Source organism: Streptococcus sp. CL6.22 (assembly GCF_049738055.1).
GTDB lineage: Bacteria > Bacillota > Bacilli > Lactobacillales > Streptococcaceae > Streptococcus > Streptococcus mitis_DJ.
This window is the reverse complement of sequence record NZ_JBKOTV010000002.1, coordinates 68781-84245: the sequence shown is the minus strand read 5'-3', so window position 1 is coordinate 84245 and position 15465 is coordinate 68781. Positions and strand designations below refer to the sequence as shown.

16 protein-coding genes are annotated in these 15465 nt (G+C 39.8%); 10 read left to right on the top strand and 6 right to left on the bottom strand.

Annotated features, from left to right (window positions below; genetic code table 11):
• Positions 1–12 precede the first annotated feature (12 nt).
• From ACLNCW_RS01425 to ezrA, 5 genes are all read left to right on the top strand, one after another.
• Entirely contained in the window at positions 13–1236 is a 1224-nt protein-coding gene (locus ACLNCW_RS01425; protein ID WP_203180580.1) for an FtsW/RodA/SpoVE family cell cycle protein, read from the top strand.
• A gap of 10 nt (positions 1237–1246) precedes the next feature.
• Positions 1247–1801 (top strand): DJ-1 family glyoxalase III, encoded by a 555-nt coding sequence (locus ACLNCW_RS01420; RefSeq protein WP_424845235.1) that lies wholly within the window; start codon positions 1247–1249, stop codon positions 1799–1801.
• Between the two features lie 84 nt (positions 1802–1885).
• A complete protein-coding gene (locus tag ACLNCW_RS01415) occupies positions 1886–2449 on the top strand; it encodes an HAD family hydrolase (protein WP_004239328.1) in 564 nt (187 codons plus the stop codon).
• 14 nt (positions 2450–2463) lie between these two features.
• Positions 2464–4410, top strand: coding sequence for a DNA topoisomerase (ATP-hydrolyzing) subunit B (gyrB, locus tag ACLNCW_RS01410; protein ID WP_000134041.1), 1947 nt, complete (start codon positions 2464–2466; stop codon positions 4408–4410).
• Positions 4411–4491: 81 nt separating this feature from the next.
• Positions 4492–6219 (top strand): septation ring formation regulator EzrA, encoded by a 1728-nt coding sequence (gene ezrA / locus ACLNCW_RS01405; RefSeq protein ID WP_424845234.1) that lies wholly within the window; start codon positions 4492–4494, stop codon positions 6217–6219.
• A 47-nt stretch (positions 6220–6266) separates the two neighbouring features.
• Here the strand turns inward: ezrA and ACLNCW_RS01400 are convergent, their stop codons facing one another.
• The 5 genes from ACLNCW_RS01400 to ACLNCW_RS01380 form a co-directional block, all read right to left on the bottom strand.
• Positions 6267–6899: a GNAT family N-acetyltransferase gene (locus tag ACLNCW_RS01400; RefSeq protein ID WP_024057987.1), complete on the bottom strand. Its 633-nt coding sequence runs from the start codon at positions 6897–6899 to the stop codon at positions 6267–6269.
• Positions 6900–7034: 135 nt separating this feature from the next.
• On the bottom strand, positions 7035–7334 hold the full coding sequence (locus tag ACLNCW_RS01395; protein WP_000767189.1) for a DUF1827 family protein: 300 nt from the start codon (positions 7332–7334) through the stop codon (positions 7035–7037).
• A 58-nt stretch (positions 7335–7392) separates the two neighbouring features.
• Entirely contained in the window at positions 7393–7845 is a 453-nt protein-coding gene (locus ACLNCW_RS01390) for an NUDIX hydrolase (RefSeq protein WP_020902950.1), read from the bottom strand.
• A 129-nt stretch (positions 7846–7974) separates the two neighbouring features.
• Positions 7975–10233 (bottom strand): ATP-dependent Clp protease ATP-binding subunit, encoded by a 2259-nt coding sequence (locus tag ACLNCW_RS01385; protein ID WP_000882498.1) that lies wholly within the window; start codon positions 10231–10233, stop codon positions 7975–7977.
• Between the two features lie 230 nt (positions 10234–10463).
• Positions 10464–10694, bottom strand: a complete 231-nt coding sequence (locus tag ACLNCW_RS01380) for a DUF1797 family protein (RefSeq protein WP_000443570.1) — start codon at positions 10692–10694, stop codon at positions 10464–10466.
• A gap of 190 nt (positions 10695–10884) precedes the next feature.
• On the opposite strand from ACLNCW_RS01380, the gene ACLNCW_RS01375 reads away from it, so the two are divergent.
• From ACLNCW_RS01375 to ACLNCW_RS01360, 4 genes are all read left to right on the top strand, one after another.
• Positions 10885–11568: an amino acid ABC transporter permease gene (locus tag ACLNCW_RS01375; RefSeq protein WP_004256547.1), complete on the top strand. Its 684-nt coding sequence runs from the start codon at positions 10885–10887 to the stop codon at positions 11566–11568.
• Entirely contained in the window at positions 11568–12302 is a 735-nt protein-coding gene (locus tag ACLNCW_RS01370) for an amino acid ABC transporter ATP-binding protein (protein ID WP_004256549.1), read from the top strand. Before ACLNCW_RS01375 ends, ACLNCW_RS01370 begins: the two co-directional genes overlap by 1 nt.
• A gap of 177 nt (positions 12303–12479) precedes the next feature.
• Positions 12480–13337, top strand: coding sequence for a bifunctional methylenetetrahydrofolate dehydrogenase/methenyltetrahydrofolate cyclohydrolase (locus ACLNCW_RS01365; RefSeq protein WP_424845233.1), 858 nt, complete (start codon positions 12480–12482; stop codon positions 13335–13337).
• 140 nt (positions 13338–13477) lie between these two features.
• Positions 13478–14329, top strand: coding sequence for an NAD(P)H-hydrate dehydratase (locus ACLNCW_RS01360; RefSeq protein WP_424845232.1), 852 nt, complete (start codon positions 13478–13480; stop codon positions 14327–14329).
• Positions 14330–14353: 24 nt separating this feature from the next.
• Here ACLNCW_RS01360 and ACLNCW_RS01355 read toward each other — a convergent pair whose 3' ends face one another.
• Positions 14354–14539, bottom strand: coding sequence for a hypothetical protein (locus ACLNCW_RS01355; RefSeq protein WP_001068557.1), 186 nt, complete (start codon positions 14537–14539; stop codon positions 14354–14356).
• A 231-nt stretch (positions 14540–14770) separates the two neighbouring features.
• On the opposite strand from ACLNCW_RS01355, the gene rpiA reads away from it, so the two are divergent.
• Entirely contained in the window at positions 14771–15454 is a 684-nt protein-coding gene (rpiA, locus tag ACLNCW_RS01350) for a ribose-5-phosphate isomerase RpiA (RefSeq protein WP_308525493.1), read from the top strand.
• The last annotated feature ends 11 nt before the right edge of the window (positions 15455–15465 follow it).

Genomic DNA, 15465 nt, shown 5'->3' with positions numbered 1-15465 from the left:
AGGTTAGTATATATGAAACGTTCTCTCGACTCTAGAGTCGATTATAGTTTGCTCTTGCCAGTGTTTTTTCTACTGGTTATTGGCGTGGTGGCTATTTATATAGCCGTTAGTCATGATTATCCAAATAATATTCTGCCCATTTTAGGGCAGCAGGTCGCCTGGATTGCCTTGGGGCTTGTGATTGGTTTTATCGTCATGCTCTTTAATACTGAATTTCTTTGGAAGGTGACACCCTTTCTATATATTTTAGGCTTGGGACTTATGGTTTTACCGATTGTCTTTTATAATCCAAGCTTAGTTGCATCAACAGGTGCCAAAAACTGGGTATCGGTAAATGGTGTTACCTTGTTCCAGCCGTCAGAGTTTATGAAGATATCCTATATCCTCATGTTGGCCCGTGTCATTGTCCAGTTTACCAAAAAACATAAGGAATGGAGACGTACAGTTCCGCTGGACTTCTTGTTGATTTTCTGGATGATTCTCTTTACAATTCCAGTCCTAGTTCTTTTGGCACTTCAAAGTGACTTAGGGACGGCTTTGGTTTTTGTAGCCATTTTCTCAGGAATCGTCTTGCTATCAGGAGTTTCTTGGAAAATTATTATCCCAGTTTTTGTGACTGCTGTAACAGGAATTGCTGGTTTCTTAGCTATTTTTATCAGCAAGGACGGTCGGGCTTTTCTCCATCAACTGGGAATGCCGACCTACCAAATTAACCGTATTTTGGCTTGGCTCAATCCATTTGACTTTGCCCAAACAACCACTTACCAACAGGCTCAAGGACAGATTGCCATTGGAAGCGGTGGCTTATTTGGACAAGGGTTTAATGCTTCTAATCTGCTTATTCCAGTTCGAGAGTCGGATATGATTTTCACGGTTATCGCAGAAGATTTTGGCTTTATTGGCTCTGTTCTTGTTATCACCCTTTATCTCATGCTGATTTACCGTATGTTGAAGATTACTCTTAGATCAAATAACCAGTTCTACACCTATATTTCCACAGGTTTGATTATGATGTTGCTCTTCCATATCTTTGAGAATATCGGTGCTGTGACAGGTTTGCTTCCTTTGACTGGGATTCCCTTGCCTTTTATTTCGCAAGGAGGATCGGCTATTATCAGTAACTTGATTGGTATTGGCTTGCTTTTATCAATGAGTTACCAGACTAATCTAGCTGAAGAAAAGAGCGGAAAAGTTCCATTCAAACGGAAAAAGGTTGTATTAAAACAAATCAAATAAGGAGAAAATCATGGTAAAAGTAGCAGTTATGTTAGCTCAAGGCTTTGAAGAAATTGAAGCTTTGACAGTTGTGGATGTTTTGCGTCGTGCAAATATTACTTGTGATATGGTTGGTTTTGAAGAGCAAGTGACGGGTTCGCATGCAATCCAAGTAAGTGCAGACCGTGTTTTTGATGGTGATTTATCAGACTATGACATGATTGTTCTTCCTGGCGGCATGCCTGGTTCTGCACATTTGCGCGATAATCAGGCCTTGATTCAAGAGTTGCAAAGCTTCGAGGAAGAAGGAAAAAAACTAGCAGCCATTTGTGCTGCGCCAATTGCCCTCAATCAAGCAGGGATATTGAAAAACAAGAAGTTTACTTGTTATGACGGCGTTCAAGAGCAAATCCTTGATGGTCAATATGTCAAGGAAACAGTAGTGGTAGATGGTCATTTGACAACCAGTCGAGGTCCCTCTACAGCCCTTGCCTTTGCCTACGAGCTGGTAGAGCAATTAGGAGGAGATGCAGAGACTTTACGAACAGGAATGCTCTATCGAGATGTCTTTGGTAAAAATCAGTAAAACGGGAGTCAAACTCTCGTTTTTTATGTGGAAAACTCAGGGAAATCATCGCTTTTTTCATAAAAAAATGCTATAATGAAGGGTATGAAATATCACGATTATATCTGGGATTTAGGTGGAACTTTACTGGATAATTACGAAACTTCAACAGCTGCATTTGTTGAAACATTGGCATTGTATGGCATCACACAAGACCATGACAGTGTCTATCAGGCTTTAAAGGTTTCTACTGATTTTGCGATTGAGACATTCGCTCCCAACTTAGAGAATTTTTTAGAAAAATACAAGGAAAATGAAGCCAGAGAGCTTGAACATCCGATTTTGTTTGATGGAGTTTCTGATTTATTGAAAGATATCTCAAATCAAGGTGGCCGTCATTTTTTGGTATCTCATCGTAATGATCAGGTCTTGGAAATTTTAGAAAAAACCTCTATAGCAGCTTATTTTACAGAAGTGGTGACTTCTAACTCAGGCTTTAAGAGAAAACCAGATCCTGAGTCCATGATTTATTTAAGAGAAAAGTATCAAATTAGTTCAGGGCTTGTCATTGGTGATCGACCGATTGATATCGAAGCCGGGCAAGCTGCAGGACTAGCTACCCACTTGTTTACCAGTATCGTGAATTTAAGACAAGTATTAGACATGTAAGAAAAAGGAAAAAGATGACAGAAGAAATCAAAAATCTGCAGGCACAAGATTATGATGCCAGTCAAATTCAAGTTTTAGAGGGCTTAGAGGCTGTTCGTATGCGTCCAGGGATGTATATCGGGTCAACCTCAAAAGAAGGTCTTCACCATCTAGTCTGGGAAATTGTTGATAACTCAATTGATGAGGCCTTGGCAGGATTTGCTAGCCATATTCAAGTCTTTATTGAGCCAGATGATTCGATTACAGTTGTTGATGATGGACGTGGGATCCCCGTCGATATTCAGGAAAAAACAGGTCGACCTGCCGTTGAGACTGTCTTTACTGTTCTTCACGCTGGAGGAAAGTTTGGCGGTGGCGGATATAAGGTCTCAGGTGGTCTTCACGGAGTGGGGTCCTCAGTAGTTAATGCCCTTTCAACTCAATTAGACGTTCATGTCCACAAAAATGGTAAAATTCATTACCAAGAATACCGTCGTGGTCATGTTGTTGCAGACCTTGAGGTGGTTGGAGATACGGATAAAACGGGAACAACAGTTCACTTCACACCGGACCCAGAAATCTTTACGGAAACAACAACCTTTGATTTTGATAAATTAAATAAACGGATTCAAGAGTTGGCCTTTCTAAATCGCGGTCTTCAAATCTCCATTACAGATAAGCGTGAAGGTTTGGAGCAAACCAAGCATTATCATTATGAAGGTGGGATTGCTAGTTACGTTGAATATATCAACGAGAACAAGGATGTTATCTTTGATACACCAATCTACACAGATGGTGAGATGGATGATATCACAGTCGAAGTAGCCATGCAGTACACAACGGGTTACCATGAAAATGTCATGAGTTTCGCCAATAATATTCATACCCATGAAGGTGGAACGCATGAACAAGGTTTCCGTACAGCCTTGACTCGTGTTATCAACGATTATGCTCGTAAAAATAAGTTACTGAAAGATAATGAAGATAATCTAACAGGGGAAGATGTCCGCGAAGGATTAACTGCAGTTATCTCAGTTAAACACCCAAATCCACAGTTTGAAGGACAGACCAAGACCAAATTGGGAAATAGCGAAGTGGTCAAGATTACCAATCGTCTCTTCAGCGATGCCTTTTCTGATTTCCTCATGGAAAATCCACAGATTGCCAAGAGAATTGTGGAAAAAGGAATTTTGGCCGCCAAAGCTCGTGTTGCTGCCAAGCGTGCGCGTGAAGTCACTCGTAAAAAATCTGGTTTGGAAATTTCCAACCTTCCAGGAAAACTAGCAGACTGTTCTTCTAACAATCCTGCGGAAACAGAACTCTTCATCGTCGAAGGAGACTCAGCTGGTGGATCAGCAAAATCTGGTCGTAACCGTGAATTTCAGGCAATCCTTCCGATTCGAGGTAAGATTTTGAACGTTGAAAAGGCAAGTATGGATAAGATTCTAGCTAACGAAGAAATTCGTAGTCTTTTCACAGCCATGGGAACAGGATTTGGTGCGGAATTTGATGTTTCAAAAGCCCGTTACCAAAAACTTGTTTTGATGACCGATGCCGATGTCGATGGAGCCCACATTCGTACCCTTCTTTTAACCTTGATTTATCGTTATATGAAACCAATTCTAGAAGCTGGTTATGTTTATATCGCCCAACCTCCAATCTATGGTGTCAAGGTTGGAAGTGAGATTAAAGAATATATCCAGCCAGGAGCAGACCAAGAAATCAAACTCCAAGAAGCCTTAGCCCGTTATAGTGAAGGTCGTACTAAACCGACCATTCAGCGTTATAAGGGGCTAGGTGAAATGGACGATCATCAGTTATGGGAAACAACCATGGATCCTGAGCATCGTTTGATGGCTAGAGTTTCTGTGGATGATGCGGCTGAAGCAGATAAAATCTTTGATATGTTGATGGGGGATCGAGTAGAGCCTCGTCGTGAATTTATCGAAGAAAATGCCGTCTATAGTACACTTGATGTCTAAAAAATCGGGAGAAGTAGTTCCCTTGGTCTAAAAAATATGATATAATCATTACGATTGTTTCAAGTTAAAAAGGAGTTTAATATGTCTGGTAGTCTAGTAGTATATCTTATAATTGCAATTGCAATTATATTGCTGATTTCATATGCTATAGCAATTTATGTACGGAAACGCAATGAAAGTAAATTAGCAATTTTAGAAGAGAAAAAAGAAGAGCTGTACAATCTTCCAGTTAATGATGAAGTTGAAGCTGTTAAAAATATGCACTTGATTGGACAAAGTCAAGTGACTTTCCGTGAATGGAACCAAAAATGGGTTGACCTATCTCTTAACTCTTTTGCCGATATCGAAAATAATCTTTTTGAGGCAGAAGGCTATAACAATTCATTCCGTTTTTTCAAGGCTAGTCATCAAATTGACCAAATCGAGAGCCAAATTACCTTGATTGAAGAAGATATTGCGGCAATTCGCAATGCCTTGGCAGATTTGGAGAAACAAGAGTCTAAAAATAGTGGACGTGTTCTTCATACTTTGGACTTGTTTGAAGAGTTGCAACACCGAGTTGCTGATCATTCTGAAGAATATGGCCAAGGTTTGTCTGAAATCGAAAAACAATTGGAAAATATCCAATCAGAGTTTTCTCAATTTGTTACTTTGAATACCTCAGGTGACCCAGTAGAAGCTGCTGTGATTTTGGATAATGCTGAAAATCATATCTTGGCTTTGAGTCACATTGTTGACCGCCTGCCAGCGATTGTAAAAACATTATCTAAAGAGCTACCTGATCAATTGGAAGATTTGGAGGATGGTTACCGTAAGCTTTTAGATGCTAACTATCATTTTGCTGAAACGGATATTGAATCTCGCTTCCAATTGCTTTATGAATCTTTGAAGAAAAACCACGAAAATATTGCACAATTAGAGTTGGATAATGCTGAGTATGAAAATACTCAAGTTCAAGAAGAAATCAATTCACTCTATGATATCTTTACACGAGAAATCGCTGCTCAAAAAGTAGTAGAAGGCTTAGTTGCAACTCTTCCTACATATTTGAAACACATGAAAGATAGTAATACTGTTTTAGTGGAAGATATTCAACGATTGAGTAACAATTACCTACTATCTGAAACGGATGTTAGTCATGTTCATAGATTACAAGCTGAGTTAGAATCTTTAGAAGAATCTGTATTGGAACTAACTTCTGAACAAGAGGAACATTCTGAACCTTATTCATTCCTTGAAGAACGTTTGGAAAACTTACAAGCTACTTTGAAGGAAATTGAAGATGAACAAGTTGAGGTTAGTCAACGTCTTGCTCAGATTGAAAAAGATGATATCAATGCTCGCCAGAAGGCAAATGTTTATGTTAATCGTCTTCACACAATTAAGAGATATATGGAAAAACGCAATCTTCCAGGTATTCCTCAGAATTTCTTACAGTTGTTCTTTACAGCAAGTAACCATACTGAAGAGTTGATGGCTGAACTAGAAGAAGCTCGGGTCAATATAGAAGCTGTGAACCGGATGCTTGAAATTGCAACAAATGATATAGAAGCACTTGAAGAAGAAACCTATAATATTGTTCAATATGCAACGTTGACAGAACAATTGCTACAGTATTCGAACCGTTACCGCTCATTTGATGAACGAATTCAAGAAGCCTTTAATGAATCATTAGAAATTTTTGAAAAAGAATTTGATTATCATGCTTCATTTGATAAGATTTCGCAAGCTTTGGAAGTTGCAGAACCAGGTGTAACCAACCGTTTTGTCACTTCATACGAAAAAACACGTGAGACGATTCGTTTCTAACATAATAAAAAAGATTTGGTTCTGTGGTAAGCAGCACCAAATCTTTTTTATTTATTTATTGTTTTTAAAAATGCCCAGTTACCAATTGATTTTGATCCGTATTCTAGATCCATAAAGTCCAGTAATACATAATCGTTTTTTTCGTAGAATGAGACATTTCTAGCTGTACTAGTTATGAGTCCCAAGTGTTTACAGCCTTTTGATTTGACATAAGGTTCAATCCCTTGTGTCAGAAAAGTACTGCCTATTCCCTGCCCCTTACTTTCTATATTGACAGCTAAGGCCATCAAATACCAATCAAACTCTCCAGATTTTTCTAAATGCTTTTTGGAACGTTTTACAAAGTCAAAGTATTTAAGGAGATTTTGTGGTCGAATGTAGCGAAAAATGTTTGTTCCTCCATTTCGTAGATAGGATAGTATACAGAAATCTTTTTGTTGCAAAAGGGCGACTGCAAGTAAGTCTCCATCCTGTTCCGCAATTAAACAGTTTCCCTTCTTAATATAGACTCTAGTAAGCAGAATTTGCAACGTTTCTACAAAAGCAGGATAGGAGTCAGGTTTCTTCAAATCATCAGTTATAATCGTTAAAAAGGGATAGTCAAGAAAGGAATTGGCTAATAATTTTCCAATTTTTTCGCTTTCTTCAATTCTTGCCTCTCTATATATGATGTCTCCCATGTTTGTCTCCTTAATTATCTACAAAATCTTGTATGACAAGATTTTATAGATAAAAAATTGGAGATGATTTAAAAAGCTAAATAAACCTAATTTTGTTCCATAAGGTTCAAAGCACTTTCTAATCTCTCCAAGATTTTATTTGGTTGGAATCGAAATTCCAATTAATTTTTCTGAATAGAGGGTTTTGATATTGGCCTCATCAATAGAGTCCTTATCAATTTTACGTTTCAAGAAAAATTCTTGAATAGCTTCGATTTCAGGTTCTCGAATAGCGCGGTGTTTGTTTGAGATGAGGATTTCATAGTGAAGCGGAGCTTGGGTAAAAATAACATCGGTATTCCCTGCAGAATAGACCTCAACAAGGGTTGCGTCTGTACTTTCTAGCTGGCTTTTAACAAGTTGCGAGTGTGAGTTTGTCGTATTGATTAGCTTCATAACATTTCCTCCGATTTTCTAATTCTATTATAGCACTTTTTGAATAAAGTGGCTGGATTTAGTCAATCTTATGCTGTTTTTTCCATGATTGGATTGCCCATTTATGGCTACCACGTTTGAGATTTTCAATAGCTTCATCAATAGGGAACCAGGCAATATGATTAAAGTCTTCTAGTGGCTTTTGCACTTCTTTGAAAGAAGTTGCTTCATAGAGGTAGGCAGGATTGTAGTAGTAGGTGTCACGATGACGAGAGTAGAAATATTCGTCAGCTTGTCCGTAATAGGCACCAATTTCAGCTGTGAAGCCAAGCTCTTCAATCAATTCACGTTTTAGGGCTTCCTGATGGTTCTCACCAGCTTCAATTTCGCCACCTGGTAGGAACCAAGCGCCATTGGGTGCTTGAACAAGAACAATTTGTTTTTGTTCAGCATCAGGTATAACTGCATATACGCCATAGCGTGAAACATAGTCTGTATTCGCTTTTTTTTCTCCGAAAGTTGGGTTTGCCATTGCATTTTCCTCATTATCTATTATCTTTATTATTATCTTAATGGACAAAGGCCTAGCTGTCAAGAATTTATAGTTATTTTAGTAAAAAGGAGCAGAAAATTTTCATTTTCTACTCCTTTTCTATAGGATTTATACTTCTTTTTCAGAAGTCTTTACTTCAGCTTTTTTGGCAGATTTGATTTGAATGTTACCCTTGCTGGTCATCACTGCCTTGAGGTCTTTTTCGCTTGGATTTTCAAGGTAGTAGTCAGTGATTGCGTCCTCAATATAGTCTTGAATAGTACGACGAAGTGGGCGTGCTCCCATTTTTGGATCATAACCAAGGTCAACCAATTTTTCCTTGACCTTGTCGGTTACATCCAAATGAATGTTGTTGCTAGAAAGACGTTTGTTAACATCTGCAAGCATAAGCTCGACAATCTGAAGGAGGTTATCTTTGCTGAGAGCCTTAAATTCGATAATACCATCAAAACGGTTCATAAACTCTGGGCTAAAGAAGTTACCGAGTTCACCAAGAACAGAGTTGGTACGTCCTTCTCTAGCAGCACCAAATCCAACGCTAGCTTCTGCCTTACCTGTACCTGCATTTGAAGTCATGATGATGATGGCGTCCTTGAAGCTAACGGTACGTCCTTGTCCATCTGTTAAACGACCATCGTCCAAGACCTGGAGGAACATATGCATGACATCTGGATGGGCTTTCTCTACTTCATCCAAGAGAATAAGAGAGTAGGGATTGCGGCGGACTTTTTCAGTTAATTGCCCAGCCTCGTCATAGCCGACATAACCTGGAGGGGCACCGACTAATTTCGCCACACTGTGTTTTTCCATATATTCACTCATATCAAAGCGAATCATGCTGTCAGCAGAACCAAAGAGTTCGATAGCTAATTGTTTGGAAAGTTCTGTCTTACCGACTCCAGTTGGCCCAACGAAAAGGAAACTTCCGATTGGGCGGTTAGGGGTACCGAGACCGACACGATTACGGCGAATAGCCTTGGCAATCTTATCGACAGCATCATCTTGTCCAATAACATGAGACTTGAGGTCTTCGGCTAGATGGATGAGTTGAGATTGTTCTTTCTCTTTTAAATCACCAACAGGAATATTGGTTTTCTGCTCGATAATGTGCTCAATGGTTTTCTCACTAATGATAGGAGTATCTTGGTCTGTGACCTTTTTCTTTTGCATTTCCTTATACTTGGCAATCTGGTCACGGAAGTAGGCGGCCTTCTCAAAATCTTCTTCTCGTGTAGCTTGAGATTTAAGATTTTCAGCCTCAATCAAGCGCTGATCGATTACTTTAGGATCCACAAAATTCAAGGTCAAGTTCATCTTAGAACCAGCTTCATCTAGGAGGTCAATGGCCTTGTCAGGCAAGAAGCGATCTTGGATGTAGCGATTGGACAGAGTTGCAGCTGCTTCAATTGCAGCATCGGTATACTGAACGTGGTGGTAGTCTTCGTATTTCTTTTGAATGCCTTTGAGGATAGTAATTGTTTCCTCCACTGTTGGTTCATCCACTTTAACAGGTTGCATACGACGCTCTAGGGCTGCATCTTTTTCAATGATACGGTATTCATTGAGGGTAGTAGCACCGACCAATTGCAGCTCTCCACGAGCAAGGGCGGGCTTGAGGATATTTCCTGCATCCATATTGCCATCGCCCGCAGAACCAGCACCGACAATTTCATGGATTTCATCGATAAAGAGGATGATGTCCTCACGTTTGCGAATTTCTTCCATGAGTTTTTGCATGCGTTCTTCAAATTGTCCACGGATACCCGTTCCTTGAACTAAGCTAACCACATCCAGACGGATGACTTGTTTTCCTTGTAGTTTATGGGGAACATCTCCATCAACTATTTTCTGAGCTAGACCTTCGACAACGGCAGTTTTTCCGACACCTGGTTCACCGATAAGAACAGGATTATTCTTGGTTCTGCGATTGAGAATTTCTATGACACGGATAATCTCATCGTCGCGCCCAATAACGGGGTCAATATCTCCACGACGGGCAATTTCAGTTACGTTGATACCAAATTCTTCCAGTAGGCCTTTTTCTTGGCTTGGTGGAGGAGTTTGAGCAGGTCCACGATTTTGGGAACCATAACCGCCATTTCCACCGTAACCTCCACCTGATTGGGTTGGGGGAGTCGGAGGAGTATTGTTAGAAGGCCTGAAATTGTTTAGGTCATTGAAGAAATCACCAAAGGGATCAAAGTCACGATTGTTCAGATCCGTAATACCTTTAAAGAGGCTATTGTTAGGATCTGTCTTGATAATCTTATAGCAGTTTTGACAGAGGTCAATTTGTTTTTGCTTTCCATTGAGATTGGTATAAAGATGAATCGTTGAGTCATTGATTTTACAGTTTTGACAAAGCATACATCTACCTCATTTCTTTATTTAGCCTGACCTGTTTAATGGTCAAAAATAGTCAAATTTCTATACTCTCATTATAACAGGATTGGGGTGTAAAGCAAGTAAAAAGATTGCAGCTTTGAGAAGTTGTTACAATGAAGAACTTTGTGGATTTGGACTATAAAAAAATCCTATTTGTGAGACAAAAAGGATTTTGGTTAGACATGCAGGGTGTAATCCCAGCTTGTTTTGTATTAGTAAAGAAGTTCGTAAATTTCCATTGCAATCAAGTCAATGCTATCAAACGTATAAGTTTCGCGAGCTTCGACATCACGAAGGGTAAAGATTGAGCCGTTTTCTTCGTCGTGACTGTATGCAACTTCTGCAACAACAACTCCTTCGCGTTCAAAATTACGTTTTAAATTTCCGCCGTCTTTTGCCATTGCTTCAAGGCGGTTGATGATTCTAACCAAATGTGATTCCATTTTGATTCTCCTTCATTTCTTATCGTTACTATTTTACCATAAAGGAGGCCAACTTGCCTAGAAAAAACTAAGATTTCTCGCTAATTCTACTAGCTTAAAGTTTTTTTGAATAAATTAGACAAAAGATTTGAATTTTAATTCAATTGATGTTATAATCATACAGTATTCTATTTTAGAAAGCAGTGTGACTATGAATTTTTCTTTTTTACCTAAGTATTTACCTTATTTTAACTATGGGGCTGTTGTGACGGTTCTCATTTCTATCTGTGTTGTCTTTTTGGGAACTATTTTGGGTGTTGTCTTGGCTTTTGGGCAACGTTCAAAGTTTAAACCGCTTGTTTGGCTAGCCAACTTGTACGTTTGGATTTTCCGCGGGACGCCAATGATGGTTCAGATTATGATTGCCTTTGCTCTTATGCATATCAATGCTCCGACTATTCAGGTTGGGATTTTAGGTGTTGACCTTTCTCGTCTGATTCCAGGGATTTTGATTATTTCTATGAACAGTGGTGCTTATGTTTCTGAGACTGTTCGGGCTGGGATTAATGCGGTTCCTAAGGGGCAGTTAGAGGCGGCCTATTCTTTAGGGATTCGTCCTAAAAATGCGATGCGCTATGTGATTTTGCCACAAGCTATCAAAAATATTTTGCCAGCATTGGGGAACGAATTTATCACTATTATCAAGGATAGTTCCCTCTTATCAGCTATCGGTGTTATGGAGTTGTGGAATGGAGCTACAACAGTTTCTACAACAACCTATCTACCTTTAACACCACTTTTATTTGCAGCCTTTTACTACTTGATTATGACCTCTATTTTGACAGTAGCCTTGAAAGCTTTTGAAAAACGAATGGAACAAGGAGATAAAAAATAATGACAGAGACCTTGATAAAAATTGAAAATTTACATAAATCTTTTGGAAAGAATGAAGTATTGAAGGGCATCAACCTCGAGATTAAAAGAGGAGAAGTTGTCGTTATCATTGGTCCTTCAGGAAGCGGAAAATCTACCTTGCTTCGTTCTATGAATTTGTTGGAAGAAGCAACAAAAGGGAAGGTTATCTTTGAGGGAGTTGATATTACGGACAAGAAGAATGACCTGTTTGCCATGCGTGAGAAGATGGGCATGGTTTTCCAACAATTTAATCTCTTTCCTAATATGACTGTGATGGAAAATATTACCTTGTCTCCTATCAAGACCAAAGGTGAAAGTAAGGAAGTTGCAGAGAAGAGAGCTAAGGAGCTTTTGGAAAAAGTTGGCTTACCAGATAAGGCAACTGCTTATCCACAGAGTTTGTCAGGTGGCCAGCAACAGCGGATTGCTATTGCGCGTGGCTTAGCTATGGAACCAGATGTTTTGCTCTTTGACGAGCCAACTTCAGCCCTGGACCCTGAAATGGTAGGTGAAGTGTTGGCTGTTATGCAAGACCTAGCCAAGTCAGGAATGACCATGGTTATCGTAACACATGAGATGGGATTTGCTCGTGAGGTGGCAGACCGTGTCATCTTTATGGCAGACGGTGTGGTTGTTGAAGACGGAACACCTGAACAGATTTTTGAACAAACTCAAGAACAACGGACTAAAGACTTCTTGAGTAAGGTTTTATAAGTTAGCTTTGTTTAGCTATTTGTAGCCAACTTTACATATAAAATATAGATTAATGAAAAGCTCGAACCGAGCTTTTTCTTATAGTTTGAAACTATAGGGTTGCCTAAGAAAGAAGTGTTAGAGGGGACTAGCAGTTTTTGGTATAATGGAAGATATTTGAAAGAAAAGAGAAGTGATATGACACAGATTATTGATGGGAAGGCTTTAGCGGCCAAATTGCAGGGGCTGTTGGCTGAAAAGACTGCAAAATTAAAGGAAGAAACAGGTCTAGTACCTGGTTTGGTAGTGATTTTGGTGGGAGATAATCCTGCAAGCCAAGTCTATGTTCGTAACAAGGAACGTTCTGCTCTTGCGGCTGGTTTCCGTAGCGAAGTAGTGCGAGTTCCAGAGACCATTACTCAAGAGGAGTTGTTAGACTTGATTGCCAAATACAATCAGGATTCAGCTTGGCATGGGATTTTGGTCCAGTTGCCATTACCAAAACATATCGATGAAGAGGCAGTTTTATTAGCCATTGACCCAGAAAAGGATGTGGATGGTTTCCATCCTCTAAACATGGGACGTCTTTGGTCTGGCCATCCAGTTATGATTCCATCGACACCTGCAGGAATTATGGAGATGTTTCATGAGTATGGAATTGATTTAGAAGGTAAAAATGCCGTTGTTATCGGTCGTTCCAATATCGTTGGAAAACCCATGGCCCAGCTTCTTTTGGCCAAGAATGCAACAGTGACCTTGACTCACTCACGCACCCATAATCTCGCTAAGGTTGCTGCAAAAGCGGATATTCTTGTGGTCGCAATCGGTCGTGCCAAGTTTGTGACTCCTGACTTTGTCAAACCAGGTGCTGTTGTCATTGACGTTGGGATGAACCGCGATGAAAATGGTAAGCTCTGTGGGGATGTTGATTATGAGGCAGTTGCCCCACTTGCTAGCCATATCACGCCAGTCCCTGGAGGTGTCGGTCCTATGACCATTACCATGCTGATGGAGCAAACTTATCAAGCAGCACTCCGGACATTGGATAGAAAATAAGAGAAAAATTTTCTGAGGAAAGTGTATTTTCTATAGCTATATCTAAAATGGCAGAAATGAATATTAAATTTTAGAAATAAGTTTATAAAAGGAGGTATGCGCCTCCTTTTTGTTGTATAATAAATGCGAGAGGAAAAACGATGAGAGTGATTGAGCAAGCATTATTAGAAAAAGTCATTATTGAACGTTCTCGTACCAGTCATAAAGGAGACTATGGCCGTCTGCTGTTGCTTGGTGGGACGTATCCTTATGGTGGTGCTATCATTATGGCTGCTTTGGCAGCTGTTAAAAGTGGAGCTGGTTTGGTGACCGTTGGAACAGATAGGGAAAATATCCCAGCTTTGCACAGCCATTTACCTGAGGCTATGGCCTTTTCTCTTCAAGACCAGCAATTATTAAAAGAGCAATTGGAGAAGGCAGAAGTTGTCTTGCTGGGGCCTGGTTTACGAGACGATACTTTTGGAGAAAATCTAGTAAAACAGGTCTTTACTAGCTTAAAAAAGACTCAGATTTTGATTGTAGATGGAGGGGCCTTAACCATTCTTGCTAGGACAAGTTTGTCATTTCCATCTAACCAGCTTATCCTAACTCCCCACCAAAAAGAATGGGAAAAGCTGTCTGGTATTGCTATTGAAAAGCAAAACGAAGATGCAACGGCTAGTGCCCTAACTTCCTTCCCTCAAGGAACAATTTTGGTAGAGAAAGGTCCAGTTACTCGTATTTGGCAAGTTGGCCAGTCTGATTATTACCAGTTACAGGTTGGCGGTCCCTATCAGGCGATTGGTGGTATGGGTGATACACTGGCTGGAATGATTGCAGGATTTGCAGGCCAATTTCGACAGGCCAGTCTCTACGAACGTGTGGCAGTAGCAACCCATCTTCATTCAGCCCTAGCCCAAGAACTAGCTCAAGAACATTATGTGGTCTTGCCGACGGAAATCAGTAGTCATCTTCCCAAAATAATGAAAAAAATATCTCAAAAAGGCACCTGATCGTTTCAGGCGCCTTTATATCTTTTAGAAAAATCCTTTAATCTTTCCAACGAGGCCATCTAGACCTTCAGAACCAGAAATCAACTGCTGAGCTTGAGAGAAGTATTCTCCAAGTTGGTCTTGATTTTCTGCAACAAATGTTTTTGCAGCTTCGAAATCTTTTGTTTCGATTAACTCTTTTACTTGATTAAACAAATCTAATGGGTTCATCTTATTTCTCCTTTTCTGTACTTAACTATTTAATCATCTTTATGATAAAAAATCAACTGTTGCTGCTTTTGGATAGGACCTGTTTTTATCTACAAGTTCTCATAACTAAGATTCTAACTACCAAAACAAGGTGGACATAAAAATAAAAATGTTCGGGCTTTTCTAGTGTATCCATGAAATAAAAACGGATACATGTTATAATAGAAATAGCTCTTTAATGGAGGTGTTTGAGTGGAAAATCTGAAGAAAATGGCAGGTATCAAGGCTGCTGAGTTTGTCAAGGATGGCATGGTAGTCGGACTTGGAACGGGTTCTACTGCCTATTATTTCGTAGAAGAAATTGGTCGTCGGATTAAGGAAGAAGGGTTACAGATTACAGCTGTAACGACTTCTAGTGTGACTAGTAAACAGGCTGAAGGTCTTAATATCCCGCTCAAGTCTATTGACCAAGTAGATGTTGTCGATGTGACAGTCGACGGGGCGGATGAAGTGGATAGTCAGTTTAATGGAATCAAAGGCGGTGGGGGAGCCCTTCTCATGGAGAAGGTTGTGGCAACGCCCTCAAAAGAATATATTTGGGTAGTGGATGAAAGCAAGCTAGTCGAGAAACTGGGTGCTTTTAAATTGCCAGTAGAAGTGGTTCAGTATGGCGCAGAGCAGGTTTTTCGTCGTTTTGAGCGAGCTGGCTACAAACCAAGTTTCCGTGAAAAAGACGGCCACCGTTTGGTGACGGATATGCAGAATTTTATCATTGACCTTGCCTTGGATGTCATTGAAGATCCAATTACTTTCGGACAAGAATTGGATCATATCGTTGGTGTTGTAGAGCACGGCTTATTCAACCAAATGGTGGATAAGGTCATCGTAGCTGGACGAAATGGGGTTCAGATTTTAACTTCAACAAAAGCAAACTAATCAACATAATA